Annotated in this window: 21 protein-coding genes and 1 pseudogene; 11 read left to right on the top strand and 11 right to left on the bottom strand. The window is 37.8% G+C overall.

All coding sequences use genetic code 11. The annotated features are described in order from the left end of the window. The first annotated feature begins 277 nt into the window (after window positions 1–277). Complete coding sequence (locus HXY53_04400; protein ID NWF75809.1) at window positions 278–832, top strand: thermonuclease family protein; 555 nt, start codon at window positions 278–280, stop codon at window positions 830–832. Here the strand turns inward: HXY53_04400 and HXY53_04395 are convergent, their stop codons facing one another. Further along, window positions 833–1,474, bottom strand: a complete 642-nt coding sequence (locus HXY53_04395; protein NWF75808.1) for a TIGR00730 family Rossman fold protein — start codon at window positions 1,472–1,474, stop codon at window positions 833–835. Between the two features lie 98 nt (window positions 1,475–1,572). On the opposite strand from HXY53_04395, the gene HXY53_04390 reads away from it, so the two are divergent. From HXY53_04390 to HXY53_04380, 3 genes are read left to right on the top strand one after another with little or no spacing between them, the layout of a single operon-like run. Beyond that, window positions 1,573–2,124 carry a LemA family protein gene (locus HXY53_04390; GenBank protein ID NWF75807.1) on the top strand — a complete coding sequence of 184 codons (552 nt, stop codon included), beginning with the start codon at window positions 1,573–1,575 and terminating at the stop codon, window positions 2,122–2,124. Window positions 2,125–2,131: 7 nt separating this feature from the next. Beyond that, window positions 2,132–3,784: a M48 family metalloprotease gene (locus HXY53_04385; GenBank protein ID NWF75806.1), complete on the top strand. Its 1,653-nt coding sequence runs from the start codon at window positions 2,132–2,134 to the stop codon at window positions 3,782–3,784. Window positions 3,785–3,817: 33 nt separating this feature from the next. After that, entirely contained in the window at window positions 3,818–5,062 is a 1,245-nt protein-coding gene (locus HXY53_04380) for a cytochrome C (GenBank protein NWF75805.1), read from the top strand. Window positions 5,063–5,098: 36 nt separating this feature from the next. Here HXY53_04380 and HXY53_04375 read toward each other — a convergent pair whose 3' ends face one another. The 3 genes from HXY53_04375 to HXY53_04365 all read right to left on the bottom strand — a co-directional run bounded on the left by HXY53_04375 (window position 5,099) and on the right by HXY53_04365 (window position 7,165). Then, window positions 5,099–5,431 carry a hypothetical protein gene (locus tag HXY53_04375; protein ID NWF75804.1) on the bottom strand — a complete coding sequence of 111 codons (333 nt, stop codon included), beginning with the start codon at window positions 5,429–5,431 and terminating at the stop codon, window positions 5,099–5,101. Window positions 5,432–5,701: 270 nt separating this feature from the next. Next, window positions 5,702–6,655: an OmpA family protein gene (locus HXY53_04370; protein NWF75803.1), complete on the bottom strand. Its 954-nt coding sequence runs from the start codon at window positions 6,653–6,655 to the stop codon at window positions 5,702–5,704. Between the two features lie 78 nt (window positions 6,656–6,733). Then, entirely contained in the window at window positions 6,734–7,165 is a 432-nt protein-coding gene (locus HXY53_04365) for a YXWGXW repeat-containing protein (GenBank protein ID NWF75802.1), read from the bottom strand. A 274-nt stretch (window positions 7,166–7,439) separates the two neighbouring features. On the opposite strand from HXY53_04365, the gene HXY53_04360 reads away from it, so the two are divergent. From HXY53_04360 to HXY53_04350, 3 genes are read left to right on the top strand one after another with little or no spacing between them, the layout of a single operon-like run. Beyond that, complete coding sequence (locus HXY53_04360) at window positions 7,440–9,095, top strand: ribonuclease J (GenBank protein NWF75801.1); 1,656 nt, start codon at window positions 7,440–7,442, stop codon at window positions 9,093–9,095. 5 nt (window positions 9,096–9,100) lie between these two features. Continuing rightward, window positions 9,101–9,868, top strand: a complete 768-nt coding sequence (locus HXY53_04355) for an undecaprenyl-diphosphate phosphatase (GenBank protein NWF75800.1) — start codon at window positions 9,101–9,103, stop codon at window positions 9,866–9,868. Beyond that, entirely contained in the window at window positions 9,853–11,940 is a 2,088-nt protein-coding gene (locus tag HXY53_04350) for a DNA translocase FtsK 4TM domain-containing protein (protein ID NWF75799.1), read from the top strand. The genes HXY53_04355 and HXY53_04350 overlap by 16 nt, the downstream gene beginning before the upstream one ends. A 359-nt stretch (window positions 11,941–12,299) precedes the next feature. On the opposite strand, the gene HXY53_04345 is transcribed toward HXY53_04350, so the two are convergent. From HXY53_04345 to HXY53_04335, 3 genes and pseudogenes are all read right to left on the bottom strand, one after another. Beyond that, on the bottom strand, window positions 12,300–14,984 hold the full coding sequence (locus HXY53_04345; GenBank protein ID NWF75798.1) for a bifunctional acetate--CoA ligase family protein/GNAT family N-acetyltransferase: 2,685 nt from the start codon (window positions 14,982–14,984) through the stop codon (window positions 12,300–12,302). Window positions 14,985–15,006: 22 nt separating this feature from the next. After that, a complete protein-coding gene (gene acs, locus HXY53_04340; protein ID NWF75797.1) occupies window positions 15,007–16,977 on the bottom strand; it encodes an acetate--CoA ligase in 1,971 nt (656 codons plus the stop codon). A 53-nt stretch (window positions 16,978–17,030) separates the two neighbouring features. After that, window positions 17,031–17,657: pseudogene (locus tag HXY53_04335) on the bottom strand (hypothetical protein). A gap of 202 nt (window positions 17,658–17,859) precedes the next feature. Here HXY53_04335 and HXY53_04330 point away from each other — a divergent pair. After that, a complete protein-coding gene (locus HXY53_04330; protein ID NWF75796.1) occupies window positions 17,860–19,065 on the top strand; it encodes a 6-phosphofructokinase in 1,206 nt (401 codons plus the stop codon). Window positions 19,066–19,086: 21 nt separating this feature from the next. On the opposite strand, the gene ilvE is transcribed toward HXY53_04330, so the two are convergent. The 3 genes from ilvE to HXY53_04315 are packed head-to-tail and all read right to left on the bottom strand — an operon-like array spanning window position 19,087 to window position 21,488. Continuing rightward, a complete protein-coding gene (gene ilvE / locus HXY53_04325; protein ID NWF75795.1) occupies window positions 19,087–19,968 on the bottom strand; it encodes a branched-chain-amino-acid transaminase in 882 nt (293 codons plus the stop codon). A 30-nt stretch (window positions 19,969–19,998) separates the two neighbouring features. Then, a complete protein-coding gene (locus HXY53_04320; protein NWF75794.1) occupies window positions 19,999–20,814 on the bottom strand; it encodes a lipoate--protein ligase family protein in 816 nt (271 codons plus the stop codon). 2 nt (window positions 20,815–20,816) lie between these two features. Then, window positions 20,817–21,488: a transposase gene (locus HXY53_04315; GenBank protein ID NWF75793.1), complete on the bottom strand. Its 672-nt coding sequence runs from the start codon at window positions 21,486–21,488 to the stop codon at window positions 20,817–20,819. Window positions 21,489–21,688: 200 nt separating this feature from the next. Between HXY53_04315 and HXY53_04310 the strand changes: the two genes are divergently transcribed. Further along, window positions 21,689–22,114 (top strand): SRPBCC domain-containing protein, encoded by a 426-nt coding sequence (locus HXY53_04310; protein NWF75792.1) that lies wholly within the window; start codon window positions 21,689–21,691, stop codon window positions 22,112–22,114. A gap of 52 nt (window positions 22,115–22,166) precedes the next feature. Next, complete coding sequence (locus HXY53_04305) at window positions 22,167–22,817, top strand: outer membrane lipoprotein carrier protein LolA (protein ID NWF75791.1); 651 nt, start codon at window positions 22,167–22,169, stop codon at window positions 22,815–22,817. A gap of 5 nt (window positions 22,818–22,822) precedes the next feature. Here the strand turns inward: HXY53_04305 and HXY53_04300 are convergent, their stop codons facing one another. Then, entirely contained in the window at window positions 22,823–24,337 is a 1,515-nt protein-coding gene (locus HXY53_04300) for a M48 family metalloprotease (protein NWF75790.1), read from the bottom strand. A 242-nt stretch (window positions 24,338–24,579) separates the two neighbouring features. Between HXY53_04300 and HXY53_04295 the strand changes: the two genes are divergently transcribed. Beyond that, on the top strand, window positions 24,580–24,942 hold the full coding sequence (locus HXY53_04295) for a HEAT repeat domain-containing protein (GenBank protein NWF75789.1): 363 nt from the start codon (window positions 24,580–24,582) through the stop codon (window positions 24,940–24,942). Window positions 24,943–24,948: the final 6 nt, after the last annotated feature.

The following is a 24,948-nucleotide window of genomic DNA, read 5'->3' as shown; positions in this document are numbered from 1 at the left end:
TGAAACAGGGAAAGTGGAAAAATCCGGTTCCTATACTAAGGGCAAAGGCATATGACCTTTTGCAACTTTTTAATATCAAATTCTACAAGGAGACACAAAATTCTTGATAAGTCTCTCTTTTTCATAGGCTTCAGTTGAATCTCCTTTCTAAATGTCACGATTTATTAAGGATATCCGAAGCCTTCTCTTTTTACAGGTATTTTAGGCCATTACCTTAATTCTATATAAACTTCTTACCATCATAAAAAAGAAAATGGATTAAAAAGTATAATATAACATGAAGGTAAAGAAGAAACGAAAAGGCTTAAATCTTGTTGCTCTGATATTTTTTATTCTGGTTGCTGTGCTCTATCTTATAAATGAAAAGTATCCTCTTAAAAGCAAATCGGAAGAACCTTACGTTTCAGTTATAAAAGTTTATGATGGTGATACTGTGAGTGTTAAAGTTGACAGGAAACAGGAAAAGATTAGACTTATAGGCATTGATGCCCCTGAGATGGGGCAAGAACCATGGGGAGAAAATGCAAAGAGATATCTGGAGAACCTGTTGGATTCATCAGATTGGGAGATAAGACTGGAATACGACATAGAAAAGAGAGATCAGTATAATCGTCTTCTTGCTTACATCTGGACGAAGGATAACAAAAATGTGAATCTTTTGATGTTGAAGAGTGGTTATGCAGTGCTTTATACATTTCCACCAAATGTAAAATACGTCGAGGAGTTCAGAGTTGCACAGAAAGAAGCAAGGGAAAAAGAAATTGGTATATGGAGTACAGAGGGGCTCAAGGAACTACCACAAAATTACCGGAAAGAACATCCAAGATTTTAATCATTTCAAAGGTGTAATCCTGTATTTCTCCAGGATTTCACATACTTCGTCAACATCGTCTACAATCGAAATTAAATTGAGGTCCTGAGCTAAAATAGCATCATTCTTGATAAGGGTAGACTTTATCCAATCGATAAGGCCTTTCCAGTATTTTTTACCAAAAAGGATGATAGGAAATTCACCAATCCTTTTTGTTTGTTTAAGTGTGAGTGCTTCGAACAGTTCATCCATGGTTCCAAAACCACCCGGGAAAATAATAAAAGCCTGAGAATATTTGACAAACATGAGTTTTCTTATAAAGAAATAGCGGAATGTCAAAGTCAAATCCTGGTATTTATTTGGATGTTGCTCTAACGGGATTTCTACATTTAGTCCGATAGATTTACTTTTCCCCTGTTTTGCTCCTTTATTTGCTCCTTCCATAATCCCCGGCCCTCCTCCAGTTATTACAGCAAACCCTGTGTCTGAAAGTTTCTTCCCGAGTTCAACAGCTTTTTTGTAATAAAAAGAGCCGGATTTCATCCGTGAACTACCGAAAATTGCAACGGCTGATTTAATGTCACTAAGAGTCTCAAACCCTTCCACGAGTTCTGATTGAATTTTAAAAACTCTCCATGTTTCTGAATGCTTTAAATCTTCCATTTAAATCTCCTTTTGAATTGTAAATGAATTATATAACAAACAGTCATTATCATTAAGTTTAGGATATAATAAACTTCAAGAAAACAAAAGGAGCAGTTATGGTAATCTGGATTCTAAGTATCATTATTGGTTTACTTTTAATCTGGACAATTTATATTTATAACACGCTTATTGCACTTAAAAACGAAGTAAAAAATGCCTGGAAACAGGTTGATGTGCAGTTGAAGCGCAGGCATGACCTTATTCCGAATCTTATAACTGTTGTTAAAGGTTATATGGAGTTTGAACGAGATGTGCTTGAAAAAGTTACTGCTGCGAGAACAAAAGCAGTATTGGCTGTCAAGATCCATGAAAAAGCCATTGCTGAAAATATCCTTACACAGGCTTTAAGCCATCTTTTTGCTGTAATAGAGAACTATCCTGTGCTGAAGAGCAATGAAAATGTCATGGAGTTGCAGGAAGAGTTAACCTCTACAGAGAATAAAATTGCTTTCTCAAGACAACTCTATAATGACCTTGTTGCAAACTTTGCTACAAAAATTGAAATATTTCCGAATAATATTATTGCCTCGCTTTTTCATTTTAGCAAGGCAGAATATTTCAATGCAGGAGAAGCGGATAAAATTCTGCCTTCATTTATTCCCAGATGAATAAATTATGCCGTTAACCTATATTGATATAGAAAAACAGAAGACATGGAGAATAGGGATCTTCTTTCTTATTCTCTTAATTATGTATTTCCTTGCAACAACAGCATTAATCCAGGGAATTTTCCTCCTTTTCCCGGTTTATTTTATGAAAACTGGTTCCATCTTTTTATTCGTCAATCCTTTTTATCTTCTGGGGATATTTGGTTTTTCGTTAATTATAGCTGCGATCCATTTCTGGTTTTCTGCAGCAGATGCTGTGCAGACAGTAATGAATAATCTCGAAGCAATCCCTCCTGATCCTGAAGATGGAATACACAGGCGTCTTAAAAACATTGTAGATGAAATACATGTTGTGACTGGTTATGAAAAAAAAATTCATTGTATGGTTATTCCAACACTTTCTATGAATGCAATTGCAGTAGCAGATTTGAAAGGGAACGCAGCTATTGCAATAACCGAGGGTTTGCTCTCAAGGTTAACAAGGTCACAGACAGAAGCAGTAGTGGCACATGAAGCATATCATATACTCTCTGGTGATTGTATGGAAACTACTGTTGCAACCAGTCTTTTTGGAATGTATGCTGCTATGCTTGATAAACTTCAGGACTTAGGAGAAGAAGATAAACGTGGATTGCACCCTGCGTTTCTTTTTTTCTGGATACTGGTAAAGTTTAGTCAGATTCTGAGTATGCTTATATCCAGAGAACGTGAGTACAGGGCAGATGCAGCCTCGGTTCGGATGACGCGTAACCCATTGGCTATGGCGGAGGCTTTACATCTAATCGGACGTAACTGGAGGGGAGCAGGGCTGATAGGAAGTGGGCTCGAAATGCTTTGTATAATAAACCCTCAGAAAAATGAACTGGATGAATACGAGGGATTCTGGTCAAACCTAATGTCAACACATCCACCTATAAAAAAGAGAATAGAGATTTTGTTAAATATGGTGCATGTAAGCATGGCTGATATGGATAGAAGACTCAATTCAGAGTCAAAAACTCCAGTATTTTCAACAGGTATGTATAAACAATATTATGCTCTTGATCAAAAAAATCAATGGCAAGGGCCATATACAGCCGAAGAACTTTTTACTTTGTCGTGGCTCTTACCTATGACGTGGATTAAGTCTGACAAAGAGACAGGGGTTGAAAGAGCTTCAGAAAATCCTTTATTTGGTTTAATGTTCAAAAACCAGATTAATAAGAGTAAACGAGAGCCCTCAGCATTCCAGTGTCCTTTATGCAGACAACCACTTATTGAGATACCTTATGAAAGGACTAAAGTATATCAGTGTATATTCTGTAGAGGAACCCTGGTCGAAGATACCAGGATTCCAAGAATAATAGTTAGAAAAGAAAAAGAATGCGCTGAGAGGATAAAATTACTGGCAAGAGCTATAATAGCAGATAACCAAAAGAAATTTACCATAAAGAAATTGAAAGGAAAAGATGTGATTGCGAGAGCTTTAACTTTATGCCCGAAATGTAAGAACCCTATGTTAAGGACTTTTTACAGCCTTGCATATCTGATCGAAATTGATCACTGTAAGATTTGTAATATTACATGGTTCGAGGCTGATGAACTCGAAATGCTTCAATGTGTTATTGAAAACAAGATTACAGCGCAGTTTGATTTGTTAAAGGAAGATGTTTTGATATAATTTTATATTATCAATAAATTGTAAGGGGGAATTATGAATAATTTTAGAGCACGAGTTTTTTTTATAATCTGTCTGATTATTCTTTTGCCGTATGCTGTTTTTGCTCAGCAATGTATTGAATGTCACAAAAAGTTACAGCCTAATATAGTCTCTGATTGGGAGAACAGTAAGCACAGTAAGAACAATGTAAGCTGTGATACATGCCATGGGGATAAGCATAAGTCTGCTCAGGATGTTGCAAATGTAAAGAGTCAAACTCCTGATGTTTGTGCCTCATGCCATGAGTTGCAGGTTCATCAATTTAAAAAGGGAAAACATGCATATGCATGGGCTGCCCAATGGGCTATGCCAACTGCACACTGGCAACCTATGACCCTGATGGAAGGGAAAAAGGGCTGTGGTGGATGCCATCGTATTGGCTTAAAGTCAGAAGAAGAAATAAAGGGACTGAAAGAAATAGGTGGCTTCGGTATCGCTTCTTGTGATGTCTGTCACACGAGGCATACCTTCTCAGTTAAAGAGGCAATGCAACCACAGGCATGTCAGACGTGTCATATGGGTATTGACCATCCCCAGTGGGAGATGTATTCATCTTCCAAGCATGGTGTTCGTTTTCTACTGAAGCAGAACGGGATACTTCCTGAAAGTGTTGCTGCTCCTACCTGCCAGATGTGCCATATGCAAGATGGTAATCATGCGGTAAGAACTGCATGGGGCTTTCTTGCTGTGAGGCTTCCGATGCCAGAGGACAAAGAATGGGCATCTGATCGAACCACCATCCTCAAGGGTCTTGGAGTGCTCGATCCAAATGGTAATCCAACAGCAAGGCTTGCTATTGTCAAATCAGCAGATGTTGTGCGATTAACTCAAGAAGACTGGCAACATGAGAGAGACAGAATGATTAATGTATGCACAAAATGCCATTCATCAAGATTTGCAACAGCCGAACTTGAAAAGGGTGATAAAATGATACGAGAAGCTGATAGGTTGATGGCAAAGGCTCTGCGTATTGTTACTGATCTTTATAAAGATGGAATATTAAAAAAGCCGTTGAAATATATTCATGCCTCTCCTGATTTGCTGACATTCCATGATGCGCCGACTGTAATTGAACAGAAACTGTTTATTATGTTCCTGAAGCACAGAATGAGAACATTCCAGGGGACTTTCCATGCTAATCCCGACTATGCTTTATGGTACGGTTGGAGCGAAATGCAGCGTGATCTTACTGAAATAAAAGAGGTTGCTGAGGATATGCGAGAAAAGGCAAAGAAATAAAAGGCGGGGGAATCTATAAAGCTATAATTTACAAGTTCATCTCTCTTTTCTATATATCTCAACCTCACCTGTATCCGTGAATTTAATGGTCATCTTATCCCCCTTTATCGTAATTCTTGCAGTTATTGTCTCGATGGAAACTCCCTGATGAATTATTTCAAACTTTGCATTCCCATTATTATCGAGAAAGTATTTCCCGCTGACAGTCATTCCCATATTATCGACTGTCCTGAAAGAACCATCTTCCATGAATTCCAGAGTTGGTGTTTTTCCTATTTCCCGCCACATCCCGATTTCTTTTTGATAATGGACGCAGGATACAAACAGGATGAATAATATGGCTGATATACATAGATGGTAAATTTTCATATTTTCTTCATACTTTCTTCACATTTGTGTATTAAATTAAAATATACCATAAAGGACAGTTTGATTTTCCCTCCTTCCCTCTGCCAGAGTTCCCCCCTCTGGTCGTCAAACTGTCCCTTCTTTCTTTTTACAGTTATTTTTTACCCAGATCCAGCGATAAGATGATAGAAACCTTGGATAGTTTGTCATTGTGAGTCCCGAAAGCATTCGGGGCGTGGCAATCTTTTCTTGAACGGCGAGATTCCTCGCTCCGCTCGGAATGACACCTCCTTATCGCTGGATTTGGGTTTTACTATTTGGGAGTATTATTATTTCCACTCTTCTGTTTTTTTCTCTGCCTTTTTCCGTGTCATTTGTCGCTATTGGTCTTGATTCTCCATATCCATTAATATTTATATCAATATTTTTCAATTTCTCGTTTGTTAATAGATGATCCCGAACTGCTCTCGCCCTGTTTTCTGATAGTTTCTGGTTATATTCTGTTGCACCTATGCTATCTGTATGGCCGTCAATTATTACTCTTGAGCCTGGGAACTCTTTTATTTTATTTGCCACTTTGTGTAGCTCTTTTTGGGCTTCAGGTTTCAATATATATTTATTGAAATCAAATAAAACAGACGTGTCTAGTGTTATTTGCACTGCAGAGCCTATTGCTCCAATTGCATCAATGTCTGCTCCAGGATAGGCTCCGCCACATGCTGATTTAAGGTCTGTCAGTCGTACATATTGAAATACTTCTCCGGATTTTACATGTTTTGATATATCTACATCTGCTGTTCCTCCGGAAATTTTTCCGATCTTTATCCAATTTTTTCCATCTTTTGATATCGAAAGTTCTGTCGGTTCAACATCAGGTCCTATTTCAAAAACATATAAATCCGGGCCACTAACATCAACTAAAACATTATCTGCAAATCTCACAATTAACGTCCCGCCGCATCCTATGGTGACATAACTCGGTGGTGTCTGGTTATCATGTACATAATCTGGTGGCCCCAGTGCCTGATCAGATTTGCAATATTTTTCTGCTAAAGATGGTGTCCCTTTTATGAAAGAAACTGCTTGGTCAGCAAAAGATATATCTCCTAATGGAAAATTTACCTGTTTCCCGCGATTATCAGTATATGTAGTACTATTCTCGACAAAGCAATCAGCAGTCAGGACTGTAAATAACCATAATAAGCATATCATTCCGACCAGCAGACCTGTTTTTTTAATAAACACTTTGCCTTCTTATATTTATAAAATATAGAAATCTATGCCCATGGTAAAGCTGAGGGCTCTTTTAGCTGATAAAAAAACTTATTTCCAGTGTCCGGGAATCCATCGTCCTCCCGGACCGCGATGACCTGGTACCCAATGTTCCCCGCTTTTCGGTTTGCCAGCCCAGTGTCCTGCTATCCATTTACCATGCTCCCAATGACCTGGGACCCAATGAGTTCCAGGCCCAGGCGAAGGGACGACTTCCCAATGACCTTTTACCCATCCATTTGATGTCCAGTGCCCTGGAATCCACTCAGAATTGGAAGGTGGCGGGGTTGGATCTATTATCCATTTCCCATCTTTCCATATATAAGGACCATCTCCTGGTGGTGCACTGACCAAAATCCATTCTCCCTCTTGTTCAATCCAGACCTTGCCAGGAGGGGGAGGGCTGGACGGTATTGCCATGGCATAATTACTGACACATATAAAAACGGCTATACAAATTACTGCAAACATAATCCTTCTCACAATGTCCTCCTATTTTTAGGAATTCATCAGTTAACTTCAGTGTATCTTTTGTTCAGGATTAGCATCGTTCTTTCCTTAGCAATCAATTGTCAACAAAAAAAATTATATCAAAAAAATTGAAAAATGTATAATTTATCTTTTTTTAAGAAAAGAATTTGATAAAAGTATCATAACTAAAGTTTAGTAGCCTTTAATGCTCATCTGAAGTGAGGCTTATTTTTTTCGTGAAACATTCCGTTAAATAACACTGCTGAAAATCTGATATAATAAACAAGTGAAAAATACGCTTTCTGTTATCCCTCTCGGAGGTGTTGAGGAGATAGGCCTCAACATGACTGTCTTTGAATACGAGGACGACATTATTGTTGTTGATGCAGGCCTAATGTTTCCTGAAGAGGATATGCTTGGTGTTGATTTTGTTATCCCTGACTTTTCCTATCTTTTAGAAAATAAGAACAAGATAAGAGGAGTAGTTCTCACACATGGGCATGAAGACCATACAGGTGCGCTTCCTTTTCTGCTCAGAGAGATTAATGTCCCTATTTTTGGAACTCCTTTGACACTTGGCCTTGTAAGAGAAAAGCTTAAAGAATATCATCTTGAAAATTCTGTACTTATTCCAGTAAGACCAAGGGAGGTTGTAAATCTTGGAGTTTTCTCCATTGAGTTCGTGAGAGTTACTCACAGCATTGTTGACGGTGTTGGACTCGGAATTAAGACACCTTTAGGCCTTATTGTCCATACAGGTGATTTCAAGCTTGACCCGACTCCTGTAGACGGACAGTTAATGGATTTCCATAAATTTTCAGAGTATGGAGAGAAAGGAACCCTCCTCCTTTTATCTGATAGCACTAACGCCGAAAAAGGAGGATTTACATACTCTGAAAAAGAAGTAAGACGCGCATTCGAGGATATTTTCTTTAATGCAAAGGGAAGAATCATAATTGCCACCTTTGCATCAAATATTCATAGAATTCAGCAGGCAATTGATGTAGCTGTAAAATTTGGAAGGCGCGTTATCCTTTGCGGAAAGAGTATAGTCTCAAATGCCCAGATTGCACTTGATCTTGGATATCTTAGAATACCTCAAAATACATGGCTCAGACTCGAAGATCTTAAAAAACTTAATGATAATGAGATAGTTATTATCACAACAGGAAGTCAGGGTGAGCCGATGAGTGTGCTATCAAGGATTGCAACAGATGAGCATAAGCAAATTAAGATTAAAGAAGGAGATACTGTAATTCTGTCAGCGAAGATGATCCCAGGCAATGAAAGGTCTATAGGCAAGATTATTAATCACCTATTCAGACGTGGTGCTGAAGTTATTTACGAAAAGGTATCAGAAGTCCATGTCTCCGGGCATGCTTCAAAAGAAGAGCTCAAACTTATGATAAACCTTATAAAACCTAAATACTTTATGCCGATTCATGGAGAATATAGGCATCTCGTCTATCATTCGATGCTTGCAAAAAAACTCGATATACCAAATGAAAATATTTTCATCCTGAAAAATGGAGATATTCTTGAAATCAGTGAAAATGAAGCTAAAAAGAATGGGAGGGTGAATTCTGGCCGTATATTCATGGATGGAAAAGGAATCGGTGATGTTGAAGAAATGGTGCTGCGGGATAGATTGAGACTTGCGCATGACGGTATTGTATTGATTCTATTAGCATTAGAAAAACTGAATGGTAATATTATATCAGGCCCTGACATTATATCGAGAGGATTTGTATTTGAAGATGCATCTCAGGATGTATTGTATAATGTTAAAGAGCTTCTTTCAAACACCATAAAGGGACTTGATAAGGAACTTCTATCTGACACTTCACTACTTCAGGCTAAACTCAGAAGCACATTAAAGAAATATCTCAGAGATACCATGGACAGGAGGCCGATGATCATGCCGATCATTCTGGAAATTTAACTTTTATGATCGAAGCATTTATGCTTGGCATTGTTCAGGGTATTACAGAATTTTTACCAATAAGCAGTACAGCACATCTGATATTATTCCCATGGTTTTTTAACTGGAGTGGAGAAGTTGACACACTCACATTTGATATTGCACTTCATGCAGGAACTTTATTAGCTGTTCTCGCATGTTTCTGGAAAGACTGGCTGAATTTTATCACAAAAAAGCAGAGAATTTTTTTTCTCATTTTCATTGGTTCATTACCAGCAGGTATTGCAGGGTTTCTTCTGAATGATTTTGTTGAGGCCAAAATGAGAAATCCAATAATAATAATTTTTACTCTAATCATTGTTGGTATCTTAATGCTCATTGCAGAAAAAGCAATAAAATATAAAGAAATAGAAAAGATAGGATTAAAAGAAGCTATTATTATAGGTATTGCACAGGCTTTCGCAATTATACCGGGAGTTTCTCGTTCAGGGATTACTATTGCAGCAGGACTTTTTTCAGGAATGTATAGGGATGCATCTGCAAAATTCTCATTTCTTCTTTCAACACCTATTATTGCTGGGGCAACATTATTACATTCATATAAGGCATTTTCAAGTCATTTAAATTATAACCCTGAACTTTTTTTAACAGGTATTATCACATCAAGCATTACAGGATTTCTTGCCATCAAGTTCTTGTTGAGATTTCTTAAAAAGTATCCAATGAATATCTTTGTTTATTACAGGTTTATCCTTGCAGTTGTTATAATAGCAGGAATATGGTTGAAAGGATAAAACGCATAAAAGAAGAAGTAATTGGAGTTATATCAGTAATGGGCAGTATCTATCTTTTAATAAGCCTTGTCTCACACAATATAAAAGATCCGGTTCTTTTTTTTAGAACAATAGAGCCCTTTGAACATTACAGAAATCTTGGTGGTGTTATCGGTGCTAATATATCAGGTTGGATGATAATTTTTTTTGGATTCTCAGCTTTTTTTATACCAGTTTTTATAATCATTTATGGAATCAAAAGACTTCTTGGAAAGGAAGGACACAAAATATACTTGCTTGGAGTAATTCTTTTTATTATTTCATCAGCTATGTTATTTTCACTGATTTCCGAAGCTTTTTTCATAACTATTGAAAGTTATCCAGATGGAATTGGTGGTCTGATAGGCAAAGGAATAACCTATATTGCCAATGAACTTGCTTATATACCAGGTGCTTACATCTTTTCTCTTTCACTTTTTTTAACTGCGATTATATTATTGAGTCCTGTTTCAGTGACAGCCCTTGCACTAAAAAGAAAGAAAAAGAAGAAAGTATCAAAGGATAGAAAAAAGGTTGAGGATACAATAGAAGATGAGATCAGAGAACAGGATATAATTATTCGGGAGCCAGAGCAGTTATCAGTATCACAGAGTATGTCAAAACCTTTGCCTGAGTTAGAAACTACAAGAAAGATTGGATCATATGAACTCCCTTCTCTGGAGCTTTTAAAATTGCCTGATGCTTCATCAAGCAGACCTCCCAGAGAAGACCTTTTATATGATTCATCACTCATTGAAAAGAAACTTGAAGATTTTGGTGTAGAAGGAAAGATAACACAGGTGCATCCTGGCCCAATAGTCACAATGTATGAATTTGAGCCCGCACCTGGAGTGAAGATAAACAGGATTGTGTCTCTGTCTGATGATCTTGCGCTTGCGCTCAAAGCTCAGAGCGTAAGGGTTTCTCCAATACCGGGGAATGCAGTTATTGGAATAGAGGTTCCAAATAAACAAAGAGATACTGTTTTTTTGAGAGAGATTTTGTCATCAGATATTTTTCAAAAGAGCAAGTCTAAACTTACAATCGGACTCGGAAAAGATATTTATGGTTCACCGGTCATTGCTGACCTTTCGAAAATGCCACATCTTCTTGTTGCTGGTGCCACAGGTTCGGGGAAGAGTGTATCAATCAATTCCATGGTCATGAGTATTCTTTATAAAGCAACGCCCTCAGAGGTAAAAATGTTAATGGTGGATCCGAAGCTTCTTGAGCTTTCAGCTTATGAAGAAATACCACATCTTATATCGCCAGTAATAACAAATCCGAAAGAAGCTGCTGATTCGCTCAAAAAGATGGTTTTTGAAATGGAGCGGCGATACAGGTTTCTTGCTGAAAAGGCAGCGAGAAATATTGAAAGTTTTAATCTTAAAGCTTCTGATGAAGAAAGACTTCCTTATATCGTAGTTATTATAGATGAACTTGCTGATCTGATGTTCACGGCTCCTAATGATGTAGAGGATTCGATTGCAAGACTTGCACAGATGGGCAGGGCTTCAGGTATACATCTTATACTTGCGACTCAGAGGCCATCGGTTGATGTAATAACAGGAATTATTAAGGCAAACTTCCCTGCAAGAATTTCTTTCCATGTCTCATCGAGGGTAGATTCAAGAACAATCATTGATACTCAGGGAGCAGAACAGTTGCTTGGGAAGGGGGATATGCTCTTTATGTTACCTGGCGCAAAATTGATCAGGGTGCATGGTGCTTTGATTACTGAAGAAGAGACCAGGGCTGTTACTGAATTCATTAGAGCCCAGGGCACCCCTGATTATTCAATAATGGAGCAAATAGTAACCAGTTTCGATGAAGGAGATGATGAAGAGAAATCAGTAGAGAGAGATGAGCTTTATCTGAAAGCAATAGAGATTGGGGAGATGCTCGGTGAAGTATCCATATCATCAATTCAACGGCGTCTTAAAATAGGTTATAACAGAGCAGCAAGAATCATGGAGTTGATGGAAGAAGATGGACTTGTCGGTCCACCTAAAGCAGCAGGAAAACCGAGGGATTTTCTACGCAGAAAAAGATAGGGGGGCTGAGTAGAACCCCCCTTTGTTGGTTTTACAAGGTATAAATAAGAGAAGTCGAGTAACGAGTGCTTTTGTGTATCTATCCGAGTCTTAGAGACAGCAGTTGTATCATCATTACTCCAGCGATAACGGTAAATTGTGAAAAGTCCCTCAATGCCGCTTCCCAAATTTTGTTTAACTGTTATTTGGGGAACTCTGTTCCAGAGGTTTCCATTATAATCAAACAAACAAAGAATAATTGAAAACAACATTGTGATAAAAGACAACCTTTTCACCCTCTACTCCTTAATTTTAAATTATCGAAACTTATGTTAAGGTTAGTTGAGCTTGTTTTTGTTCATAATAATTTTAGTTTATCTCTATAATTTCAGGACAACTTTGACTGAATCATCATTGGATGAATGTTTTTTAAATCCTAAAGTCTCTGCTCTGTGAAGCATCCGTGGATTGATATGCAATATCTCCATCCACATCCTTTTTATACCCAATTCTCTGGCTATCTTCAGACAGTGCTGACAGAGTATCTTCCCTACTCCCCGACCTTGCCACCGATCCCCTACAACCACAGCCATTTCTGCGTTTTCAAGGTCCGGCTGCCTGCTCATTCTTACATCGCCTATGATCCTTTCGCGTTCTCCTTCCCTTATGGTAGCCACAAAAGCTATTTCCCTGTCATAATCTATGTGGCAATATTTTACGAGTTGTTCATGAGGAATATCAGGGGTTTTTCGGAAGAATCTCAGCATCAGTGTCTGTTCGGAAGAGGTTCTTAATAATTCATCAATTAGTGGTTCATCTTCAGGACGGATAGGGCGTATGATTACCGGAGTCCCGTCTTTCAGTCGGAATATCTCTATAAACTGGTCAGGATAAGGACAGATTGAGAGATGCGGCGGGCAGAAATCTCCTTTTACAGACTGGAATCCTTCAAGAACGTCTGCTTCGAGCAATATGCCTGCATCAAGAACGAATCCTTCATTCTCAGTTATAAAGAACGGATTAATATCTACTTCCTTGATATGTGGGAAGTGAATGATGAAATGAGAAAACCTGACGAGAATCTCTTCGAGATAACGCAGTATCTTTTGATATGATTTTTGAGTATTTAGGTATTTGTAAATTTTTGTCTCGCTCATCATACGTCTTGCCAATGTCTGATTTAAAGGTAGTAACCCTATTGAATAATCTTCCATTGCTTCAACGAGTTCCCCTCCTGTCCCGAATATGATTACGGAGCCAAAGGTATGATCCTTTTTCGCACCTATAACAAGTTCGTATCCCTTTTTGATTACCATTGGCTGAATGAGTATAGGAGCATTTGGATCTTTTAAGTCTTCTGCCAGTTTTTTGAGCCTTCTGAATGCATCTTTGACAGCATCTCTATCTTTGAGATTTAAGATAACGCCTCCGTATTCAAGTTTGTGATAAATTTTCTGCGAGTCTATTTTCAGAACAACGGGATAACCAAAAGAGTCAGATATACTGATAGCTTCTTCCTCGACAAATGCTGTTTTTGTAGGAATTACAGGGATACCGTATGACCGGAGGACCTCATTAACTTCATTTAAGTTTAAAAGAAGTCTTTTTTCTTCTGATGCATGTCTGATTATCTCTTCAGCCTTGTCTTCATTAGGTTCAAAATCCTTAAGGATAACTTCTGGAGTTTCAAGAAGAAGTTTTAGATTGTAATCATAGCGGTACATGTAGATAAAGCTTTTCACTGCCTGTTCAGGAGATATAAAAGTAGGTATGCCTTGTTGATTCAAATATTCTCTTGCAGATGATACATGCTCATCTCCCATCAATACAGTGAATATCGGCTTATATGGAAATTCTTTAGCTGCTTCAACCAGAGCTTTTGCGATTTCATCAGTATCGGATGCATAGGATGGCGTATGTATAACCAGTAGTCCATCAACTTCTTTATCCTTAAGACAATTTTTTACAGCAGCAGAATAATCATCATGTGATGATTCAAAAAAAAGATCAATAGGATTTTGAAAATGTTTTGCAGATAAAAAATGTGTTTTTAGTGATTGTATTGTCTCATGTCCAAGGTTTGCAAGTTCTCCATCAAGTTTTAATAAAGAATCTACTGCAATGACAGCCGGGCCGCCCGAGTTTGTTACGATCGCCAGACGTTTGCTTTTTGGCCTGGGTTGTTTTGAAAGAGATTCAGCCAGATAAAATAAGTCGAGAATCTCGTCGACCCTGATCGCTCCAGCTCTTTTAAACGCTGCTTCATAGACCTTATCCTCTCCAGCCATAAATCCTGAATGTGTGAGTGCAATTTGAGCTGAAACATCAAATTTTCCGGGTTTAACGACCATAATTGGTTTACTTGAGGCAAAACTTCGCACAGCGGTCATAAACCTTCTACCATTTTTGATTGATTCGATATACAGGATAATTGCTCTTGTCTCTGGATCAACACCAAGAAAATCGATCAGGTCGGCGAATTTGATATCTATTTTTGTTCCTACAGATATAAAGTAACTGAATCCTATGTTTTTGCTGACAGCAAGATCAAGAAGTGCAGTTGAGAGCGTTACACTTTGAACTATGAAAGCAATATTACCTGCTGGCGGAATCTGTGGGAAAAGGCTTGCGTTCAGTCTTAAACGTGGTCTGATAAAACCAAGAGAATCAGGTCCCAATACTCTGAAACCAAATTTTTGAGATATGTCTTGAATATTTTTTTCAAGAGATTGCACGTTTTCGATTTTGCTCTTAAAATCAGGACTGATAATGATAACGGCTTTTACTCCTTTAACCCCGCATTCATTCAGGATATTCGGTATGTCAGATGGTGGAACAGCAACTATAGCGAGATCAATATCGCGCTGAATTGAAGTGATGGCAGGATATGCCTCTACACCCTGAACAGACTCGAGCGCAGGATTTACTGGATATACAGATCCTTTAAAACCCTGCCCGAGTAAATTCTTAAAGATGTTATGTCCAGCAGATTTTTTTTCTTCACTTGCACCAATTACAGCTATTCGGTGAGGATTAAATAAAAACTCAAGGTTTTTTACTGACATATCCAATTATCCTGTATGCAAATTATAGTTTACCCTGTAAAAGCTGTCCGACTACAGAAGGGTCAGCAAGAGTTGAGGTGTCACCAAGATCTTCGGTGTCTCCTCTTGCAATCTTTCTCAGAATTCTCCGCATGATTTTGCCGCTTCTGGTCTTCGGTAGCCCTGGCGTAAATTGCAATTTGTCAGGTGTTGCAATAGGACCAATAACGTGCCTAACATGCCCTATAAGCATCTTCGTAAGTTCTGGAGAAGGTTCATAGCCCTCCTTTAACGTTATATAAACATATATGCCTTCGCCTTTAATTTCATGAGGATATCCAACGGTTGCTGCTTCTGCAACTGCTGGATGACTTACGAGTGCTGATTCTACTTCTGCTGTCCCAATACGGTGCCCGGATACGTTAATAACATCATCAATCCTTCCCATAAGCCAGTAATCTCCATCTTCATCAATTCGTGCACCATCACCTGTAAAATATTTCCCCGGGAATCTTGTAAAATAGATTTCTTTTATTCTTTTGTTTTCAGGGTCTCCATATGTGCCGCGCAACATGCCTGGCCAAGGGCGCTCGATTATAAGTAGCCCTCCTTCGTTGACCTGTGCTTCAGAGCCATCCTCTTTAAGAACCTTCGGAACTATTCCGAAGAAAGGCTTGCTTGCTGACCCTGGTTTTGTGGTCATTGCTCCTGGGAGAGGAGTAATTAAAATTCCACCTGTTTCAGTTTGCCACCAGGTATCAACTATCGGTAGCTTTGATTTGCCAACGTGGAGGTGATACCACATCCATGCCTCAGGATTTATTGGTTCTCCAACAGTTCCTAATAATCTTAATGAGGAAAGGTCTTGACTGTTTACCCAGTGTTCTCCTTCCCTCATGAGGGCTCTTATAGCTGTCGGAGCTGTATAGAATATGCTTACTTTGAATTTATCAATAATTTTCCAGAAACGACCGGCATCAGGATATGTAGGAATACCTTCAAACATCAGACTTGTAGCCCCATTGCTGAGAGGGCCATATACAATATAACTGTGGCCGGTTACCCATCCTATATCTGCAGTGCAAAAGTGAATATCTTCTTCATGATAATCAAAAATCCATTTGAAAGTAAGATTTGTGTATAGTAGATATCCTGCTGTTGTGTGAAGGACACCTTTAGGTTTTCCTGTAGACCCTGAAGTGTAAAGAATGAAAAGAGGGTCTTCGGCATCCATTTCGACAGGTTCACAAAAGCTTAAGACGTCCGGATCATTCATCTCATCATGCCACCAGAAGTCACGTTGTGGCTCCATATCAACATAACCGCTTCTCTTTACTACAATAACCGTCTCTACTGTTGGACATTCTTGTAATGCCTGGTCAGCATTTGACTTTAAAGGCACAAGTCTGCCACCCCTTACGCCTCTATCTGCAGTAATAAGGATTGATGCTTTACAATCCTGTATCCTGTCCCTCAATGACTGAGAGCTGAATCCACCAAAAACAACACTATGAATCGCACCGATTCTGGCACATGCCAGCATTGAAATGGGAAGTTCAGGTATCATTGGCAGATAAATCGTTACCCTATCCCCCTTTTTAACTCCATGCTTTTTCAATACATTGGCGAATTTGTTAACTTCGTATAGAAGTTGCTGGTATGTATATGTTTTGTATTCACCGTCATCTGCTTCCCATATCAGAGCAGCTTTGTTTCTTATAGGTGTATTCATGAATCTGTCCAGACAATTATAAGCAACGTTTAGTTTTCCACCAATAAACCATTTAATTTCGGGTTTGTCAAAATTCCATTGGAGGACTTTATCCCATTTTTTATACCATGTAATCTGTTTTTCTGCCATTTCAGCCCAGAATCCTTCAGGGTCTTCAACAGAACGTTTATAAAGCTTTTCGTATTCAGAGATGTTTTTTATATGAGCCCTCTCACTGAATTCCTTCGATGGTGGAAAAGCTCTTTTCTCTGGAAGTAATACGTCAATACCTTTCTGTGACATTCTTTATAGTTCCTCCTTTTTGTCAGTATGTAATATATGGAAATTTGAAAAGTCTATTCTTCAGCTCCTATTCCTAATATAAGATCTGAGTTTTTCATCTTCATATTTTGCCTCAGCCTCTTTTTCACGGCTTATAAGTGACAAGAGGATTCCGACAAGAAAAGCAGCCCCCTTAGAATAAATACCCGGATTCTTCAAAGGGAATATGGGCTTTGGCATCTTTGACTTTGTTTTTGATGAATCTTCTATAGCCTTTATCTCTTTTTCTACTGCAGCTTTTTCATTCTTATGAATAATATCCACCCATACAATTAGAATCAGTATAAGCAGAACTGTTGCAACTATAAGGCCTCTATACATACTGCCTAACGCTCCTTTTGTATTGTATTTTTTCCATGTTATTGACATTAAAAGTGCAGGAAAATTTGCACTTGCCGCAATCGCGAATGTTAACACGACAAAAAAGGCTACGTTCTGTCCTTTAAAGAGAATGCCGAGGAGTATTGCACAGATGCCAAGCTCTATGATAGCTATCTTTGCAACCGTGACTTCTTTTTTCTCAGCAGTAACCCTATATTTTATTATAACACCAACAAAGAGGTCATGTTTTCTTGTTTCTTTTGCATCCGTAACTGTGTAAAATCTCATGAGAATTGAGGTAGGCCTGCAGTTCCAAACATAAGAGCAGGGCCTTCTTGATATTGAATGATGGTATTTTTTATAAAGATAGCAAATGATTAATATGGTATTAATGTCTTGAGGTAAATAGAAGAACTAAACTTGATTTACCTTATCTCTAAAAAAGCTTATAATTAAAAAATTCATTCCATTTAGGATTTCTTAACAAACATAAATACAGAAAGGAGTAATAGTATGGATGAAATCAAAAGAATCGGAGTTATAACCAGTGGCGGAGACTGCGGAGGACTTAATGCAGTGATCAAAGGCATAGCCAGAGAGGCATATGCACTTGGAATTGAATCGGTTGTTATTCCTCATGGTTATGCAGGTCTTTATAATCTTGTTAATCTCGATGATGTTGTTCTACTCAATGCAGAAAGGGTGAGTCGTATTGAAGCGTCTCTTGCTGGTTCTGAAGCTGGACATTCAAGAGTAAAGATTAGCAAGATAACCGATCCTAATAAATATGAACGGATAAAAGAAGGTCTTAAGAAATTCAAGATTGATGGTTTGATAATCAGTGGAGGAGATGATACAGGCAGTGTTGTTGTAGACCTTACTTCAAGGGATATCCCATGTGTGCATGTCCCGAAAACAATGGATCTTGATTTGCAATCTTACAGTGTAGGCGGTGATTCAGCAGTCAATAGAATAGCGGTTTTCACGAGAGACTTAAAAACGACTGGAATGAGTCATAACCGCATACTGATTATAGAAGTTTTTGGAAGATATGTTGGACATACTGCCCTCCGTGGTGGCATCGGGGCTGAAGCAGATTGTATTCTTATCCCTGAAATACCTGTTGACTTTGACGTTGTATATGAACATATGAAGACCACTTTTTTTGCAAGGATCGAAAGGAGCGATGTAAAGGCAGGCACATATATTATTGTTGTTGCAGAAGGAATTAAAACTGCAACCGGCGATTTGCTTTATGATGAGAGTGCCGGCGTAGACGCATTCGGTCATAAGAAACTTGCAGGTGCAGGAAAGTATGTAAGACAACAGCTTGAAAATAGAATGAAAAAAGACCCCGAAGTAAAAGATTTCATGCAGAGAACAGGGATGTTTGCTCCCGGAGTCTACGAAATACCAGAAGTAAGAGAGGTAACTCCAGGACATCTTGTGCGTTCAGGGCATTCATCTGCTTTTGATGTAAATTTTGGCTATAAAGCAGGTGCAGCGGCTGTATTCCTATTGCTTGAAGGAAAAGTTGGCAATACTGTTGTTAATGTAAATGGAGAAAAGATTTACTATCAGCCAACTGAGGAATTGATAAAAAGGAGGTCAGTTGATTTAAAAGAGATTGCTATATTTGAAAGCCTGGGAACATGCTTCGGGAGGGAACCCCGGAAATTCGAGTATGAATTTGTGGAGGTAAAGGATCAGATAGAAAGACATCTGTAAAACAGATACTCAGATATTATGTTATCGAAACAAAGGCTTCTTTGTTTTCTCTTTTTTCAGATAAGATTTTACTTCTTTTCTGTAAGCATTTCGAAGAAGCCTTGTTATATCCCCGGGTTTAAAAGAATATTCATCTACGCTTAAGACAGGCATTACCTCAAGTGTGGTATTTGTGATAAAAACTTCCTGCGCAGAATAAATATCTCCTGTTGTAAACCTGTCCTCCTTGACATGAATACCCTTGTTCTTAGCGATATCTATAATAATACCCCTCGTTATACCATCAAGAATGCCGCAATCAATCGATGGGGTACATAGCACATTATCTTTATAGAAAAAAAGATTACTAATAGTCCCTTCGGTCAGTTCTCCAGCAGCATTTAACATAAGAGCTTCATATGCACCTGCTCTTTTTGCCTCTATCTTAGCAAGTATGTTATTGAGAAAGTTTAGTGATTTTATAAGGGGGCTTATTGCATCTTTATGGTTTCTTCTTGTCTCAGCAATAATCAGGTTTATCCCATTTTTATATAATGATTGAGGATATTCTTTCAGTTGCTGCATAATGATTACCATAGTAGGTTTGGGGCATAGGTCGGGGTCAAGTCCTATTGCTCCACTTCCCCTTGACACCGTGAGTCGAATATATGCATTTTTCAAAGAGTTTGCAATAAGTGTTTCATATAATGCAGTTTTTAATGATGAAACATCTAATGGAACTGAAAGGCTGATCAGCGATGCAGAGCGAAAAAGGCGTGTTAAGTGTTCATCAAGTTTAAAAATAATACCATCATATGCCCTCATTGTTTCATATATTCCATCTCCATAAAGGAAACCATGGTCAAACACAGAAACAACAGCTTCTTTAGAAGGAACGATTTTACCATTGAGATAAACGTACATATATTAAATTATATCATTAGATGAATTTTCCTATCGTTTAAAAGTCCATTCTTTTGAGTTATATTTTTTCTCTTCGAGTTCCTTTGCAAAAGAAATTTCTTCCTGTGAGGGTGATGAAATAATAAACTGAATGTTAAAGATATTTTCGAAAGCGGAATAAATTGCATTTTTTAAATCAATATAATGTAGCTCTGGCAATATTTCTTTCAGACCATTTATAGTTTTTTGTTTTAATTGTGAATTGCTAAGTCTGAATATTCTTAACATTTCGCTATTATCAATCAAAAGAGGGATAGAACCCTGCTGGAGCATACCGTCAGGCCATCGCTTTTGTGCGGAACCTACAATTTTATTTCCATTTATCATGATTTCTCCATAGGATATTGAATGAAAGCATAAAGGATTGCGTATCGTTTGGATATGTTGTTTCAGATTTTTTTTGCATAATTTTGATTGAGTTACAAGGCCAATTTCAGTGAATGCATGGCTAAGAGCCAGACATATCTTTTTGTAACTATCGAACAGACCTTTGGAGAATATGCCGTTTAATGTTTTTGCTGAAAAACTGTAAGTAATCTCATCTTTATGTAAAATTGCACGACCGCCGGTTAACCTTCTGACAATGGGAATATTATTTTTAACGCAGTAGTCAAAATCTATATCGCTTGTCTTCTGGAAAGCTCCTATACTTACCGATGGCCTGTCCCATTCATATATTCTCAAAACAGGAGGTGAGAGGTCTTTCCTTACATTAGTAACTATTGCCTCATCCAAAGCCATATTATACGCAGCGCTACATGGACCTGAATCAATAAACCGCCAGAATAAAACAGGGACACATCCCATTTTCAGGGTAATTCCTTCTTTGGTCTTCCCCGGGGGCGATTTAATAGCCTTCTTTCAAGCTTCTTTCCCATCTCGACTACAAATACCTCATTACCAAAAGGTCTTCCAGTTCTTGTTGCGTATCGCAGATGATCTATTTCTTCTCGAGGTATCTCAGAGCGCAATAAGAGTATATAGTTTTCTCTCTGATCATTACTGAAGAGGTCTTTTCCCAAAACAGAATCCTTGCCCCCGTTTACATGGGCTTGTGCACTGGAATAAGGATAATCTTCAGCTTTCTCGACTATCCCTGCGCGTACTGGATTTTGCTCGATGTATCGGGCAACAGCCCATAAATATTTCTCCTTATCAACAATGCATGAGTGGTAACGGCTTTCCCATAGTCTTCCTGTCCGCTGATACATCCTGTTTATATATTGCGTATAGCAGAGGGTAAGACCCTGCATCATTTTAAACAATGATTCATCAGACTCCGGTATCGTCAAAAGATGAATATGGTTACTCATGAGGCAGTATGATATTATTGGAGATTTCCACTTAACAGAGTATTTCTTAAGTAGTGATAAATATTTTTTTCGGTCCTCTGAATCGAAGAAAACAATTTCGCGATTGTTTCCTCTTTGTATTACATGGTGTGGAAATCCTGCTGCGACTGCCCGCCTAATCCTCGGCATGAAAAATATTACTAATTTTTAAGTTGAGTGTCAAGAAAATGGGATGTGTCCCTGTTTGTCGCTCCCGTATGCTTCTTTATCATATATATTACAACCTTTCTTTTATCAGCAGAATCCTTCAGAAACTCCTTTTTTTCCATCGGCTTTAAGTTATACAACAGATTTATAGAAATGTTTATAATAAAAAAGTTACGACGTTTATGATTATAAAAGAGACTATAGAGATTAATGCCCCGATTGAAAAAGTTTGGGAAAACTTTATTGATCTTACCTGCTGGAAAAAATGGAATACTGTTATGTATGATGTAAGCACAACCAGTCAAAAGCTTACAAAGGGAAAAGAAATATTTTGTAGATTTAGACCGTTTTTTTTCCCTATCAAAGTTAATATTTCTGTAGAAGAGATTGTACCTTATAAACATATAGTTTGGTTAGCAAAAAAAAGGGGATTATCCGCATATCATGAGTTTATTTTTGAAGAAAACGAGCGTGTTGTAATGGTAACAAGCCTCGAAAAGTTTACTGGAATTCTTGCAAAAGGCAGAGGAATTCTTCTTCCTAAACGGAAAATGATTTATCTCACAAAGTCTTTTTTAAAAGAGCTAAAGATTGCTGTTGAGAGTTAATTTTTATATGTTATCGTAAAAAAAGATGCATGAAACTAAAGGAAGGTTAAAAATGAAAAAAAGCGGTTATAAATACGTGATGATTAGTGTAATAATTATTGTTTTTAATCTGATGACCATCCTTCCCATTTCTTCTCAGTCAGCCACTAATGAGATTGAAAAGATTCAAAAGGCTTATGAAGATATCAGGGATATAAGTGGTAGTTTCATACAGAAAAGCCATATTAAAGATTTGAAAAGCAGTAAAACATTCAGGGGGCAATTTTTCATAAAGATGCCGATGAAAATGAAATGGTATTATACGGGCGAAGATGCTCAGGAAGTTTATATCACTAATAATGATATTATCATTTATCAGAAAAAGGAAAAACAGGCATTCAGAAGTAAATTTGACAGACAGACATATGGCCAGGCACCAATTGCCCTGCTGAGTGGTTTTGGAAATATAGAGGAGGAATTTGCTGTAACAGGACAAAATGGAAAGCTCCTTCTTAAACCCAAAAAAATGATGGGAGGAATAGTATCTGTTGAAATATATCTATCTGATAACAAATTTCCTATACAATCTTTAATAATCTATGATATACATTCAAACAGCATTGAGCTGACACTGAAAGATGTTAAGATAAATTCTGGATTAAAAGATGGATTTTTTATGCCTAAACTTCCTGACGACTTGAATATTTATGAATATAAGCCCTAATAATTCTATTGCTTCTTATCTTCTTTTTTATCTTTTTTCTTGTTTTTCTTTTTGTCTTCTTTTTTGTCTTCTTTTTTTTCAGGTTCAATTTGTGGTTTTAATGCAGTGATTCGTTGAGAGGCATATTCCCCCATTTCATTTTTTGGTGCTATGCGCACCTGCTTTGAATATTCGTTATAAGCAGAACGGATATCCCCGTTCTTTTCATAACATATGCCAAGAATTCCGTGTATTTCGTTATGGTCTGATTGAGCCTGCGCAAAAAGGGCTAAATGAGGTATGGCTTCCCTGTAATTCTGTTTTTCATAGTAAATCATTCCCAGAAAATAGTTTGCCTGAATATCCTGTGGGTAAAGAGATATTGCTTTTTTAAAATATGTTATGCTTTCTGAGTATTTTCTTTGATAATACAACAAGATACCAATACCGCGAAGTGAAGGTTCATAGTCTGTTTCAAGTTCAATTGCCTTATCAAATGAGCTTTTTGCAAAGGAATACTCCTTTTTTTTCATCAGTATATATCCCTTAAGGCTGTGGAATGCGGGTTGGCTCTGATCCAATTCTATTGCCTGTGATATAAGGTTTTCGGCTTCAGACAGGTCATTTTTCTGGTAAGCATATAATGCCTTGTCATAAAAGTTTCTGTAGATTTTATTTTTATTCCTGAGGTCTGTTGTGATGTTCTGAAATTTTTCCCTTTGAGTCCCATCCCCTTTAATTTGAAATGGCTTGTTGATATCTATCATATGCTGAATTTCATCAATTCTTACAGAAGTCCTTGGATGAGTAGACAGAAGATCTTCAAAAAAGCCCCTCTCTGAAGAATTTTTTCCTAATGATTGCAAATACTCCTGTGAGGCACGTTCAAGGTTTTTATGAGCACTGATTGCATTTTTAGGATCATAACCGAGTTTTGTCATATAAGCAATGCCTAAACCATCAGCTTCGAGTTCGTCGTCTCTGCTGTATTTCAATAGTAGCAGACTGCTTCCGATTGCACCGATGCCAACTGCAAGTTCTCCATATTTTGATCCTCCTAAAGCTATGCTGAGAACCCCAAGGCCTATCTGCTGAAGCATTCCATATGTGATCTGACTCGCTGAATGTCTTGCTGATATATGTCCCATTTCGTGTCCCATTACAAAGACAAATTCCGCCTCATTGTCGAGTGAAGCAAGTAGTCCTCTTGTAATCACAACATAGCCAGGGATAGCCCAGGCATTAGGAACCGAACTGTTCTGAATTGCAAAAGAAACAGGGAGATGCGGTCTGTGTGATACCTGATTTATACCTAAAACAATATTTTCGAGATAAGGTTTCAATTTTTCATCTTTGTATTCACCACCTCCTCCTAAATCACCCCAGAGTGCATTTGGATAAAGCTCTTTACCCATTTCGATTTCCCGATTCTCGGAAACGAACATGAGCTCACGCTGTCCTGAAACTGGATTAGTTGCACAGCTTATAATGAGGAACAGGAGAAAAAACAGGATGAATCTGTTAATATGCTTAAATTTCATAGTTTCTTTATCCGTTTGGTAATTTACATAATATAACATATCGAAGTTTGAAGAAGTTAGCCTAAATCCAGTGATAAGCTTACAGAAGCATTATATAGCATGTTATTGTGAGTCCTGAGTACTTTCGGGGTGTGACAGATTTGGGTTTAGCTATCTTGTTGACATGAGTAAACAAAGTATGTAGATTATATGTGAATATCAATCTAATATATCTTAATTTTGAAATTCTAAGGAGGTTGAAAATGGGTGATTTCCAAACAAAATGGCAGGCTGCTAATGATCCGGATACACAGCCTGAGATTCTTGATTCTCTTTCCGGTGATGTAAACTGGATTATCAGGAGTGCTGTTGCAAAAAACAGGAATACTTCCAAGGATGCGCTCAGAAAATTAGCGAAAGATGATAATTATATGGTTAGAAATAGCGTTGCATTAAATCCTCATACTCCAGAAGATGTGCTTGATAAATTAGCAAGCGATGACAACACAATGGTAAGGATTACTCTCGGGAAAAATCCCAAAGCTAAAATAGAAACTATAAGAAAATTAGTTGAAGATAAGTGTTTTACTGTTAGTAAGAGCGCCATAGAATCCGGTCGGGTATAATCTGTC

It is taken from the genome of Nitrospirota bacterium (assembly GCA_013388455.1).
GTDB lineage: Bacteria > Nitrospirota > Thermodesulfovibrionia > Thermodesulfovibrionales > SM23-35 > JACAFF01.
The sequence above is the reverse complement of the archived record's forward strand: the minus strand, read 5'-3'. Positions and strand labels throughout refer to the sequence as shown.

Excerpts from the sequence above, each read along its gene's own strand:
- HXY53_04400 (NWF75809.1), top strand. The coding sequence starts at position 278 with ATGAAGGTAAAGAAGAAACGAAAAGGCTTAAATCTTGTTGCTCTGATA.
- HXY53_04395 (NWF75808.1), bottom strand. The coding sequence starts at position 1,474 with ATGGAAGATTTAAAGCATTCAGAAACATGGAGAGTTTTTAAAATTCAA.
- HXY53_04390 (NWF75807.1), top strand. The coding sequence starts at position 1,573 with ATGGTAATCTGGATTCTAAGTATCATTATTGGTTTACTTTTAATCTGG.
- HXY53_04385 (NWF75806.1), top strand. The coding sequence starts at position 2,132 with ATGCCGTTAACCTATATTGATATAGAAAAACAGAAGACATGGAGAATA.
- HXY53_04380 (NWF75805.1), top strand. The coding sequence starts at position 3,818 with ATGAATAATTTTAGAGCACGAGTTTTTTTTATAATCTGTCTGATTATT.
- HXY53_04375 (NWF75804.1), bottom strand. The coding sequence starts at position 5,431 with ATGAAAATTTACCATCTATGTATATCAGCCATATTATTCATCCTGTTT.
- HXY53_04355 (NWF75800.1), top strand. The coding sequence starts at position 9,101 with ATGATCGAAGCATTTATGCTTGGCATTGTTCAGGGTATTACAGAATTT.
- HXY53_04350 (NWF75799.1), top strand. The coding sequence starts at position 9,853 with ATGGTTGAAAGGATAAAACGCATAAAAGAAGAAGTAATTGGAGTTATA.
- HXY53_04345 (NWF75798.1), bottom strand. The coding sequence starts at position 14,984 with ATGTCAGTAAAAAACCTTGAGTTTTTATTTAATCCTCACCGAATAGCT.
- acs (NWF75797.1), bottom strand. The coding sequence starts at position 16,977 with ATGTCACAGAAAGGTATTGACGTATTACTTCCAGAGAAAAGAGCTTTT.
- ilvE (NWF75795.1), bottom strand. The coding sequence starts at position 19,968 with ATGTACGTTTATCTCAATGGTAAAATCGTTCCTTCTAAAGAAGCTGTT.
- HXY53_04320 (NWF75794.1), bottom strand. The coding sequence starts at position 20,814 with ATGGGATGTGTCCCTGTTTTATTCTGGCGGTTTATTGATTCAGGTCCA.
- HXY53_04315 (NWF75793.1), bottom strand. The coding sequence starts at position 21,488 with ATGCCGAGGATTAGGCGGGCAGTCGCAGCAGGATTTCCACACCATGTA.
- HXY53_04310 (NWF75792.1), top strand. The coding sequence starts at position 21,689 with ATGATTATAAAAGAGACTATAGAGATTAATGCCCCGATTGAAAAAGTT.
- HXY53_04305 (NWF75791.1), top strand. The coding sequence starts at position 22,167 with ATGAAAAAAAGCGGTTATAAATACGTGATGATTAGTGTAATAATTATT.
- HXY53_04300 (NWF75790.1), bottom strand. The coding sequence starts at position 24,337 with ATGAAATTTAAGCATATTAACAGATTCATCCTGTTTTTTCTCCTGTTC.
- HXY53_04295 (NWF75789.1), top strand. The coding sequence starts at position 24,580 with ATGGGTGATTTCCAAACAAAATGGCAGGCTGCTAATGATCCGGATACA.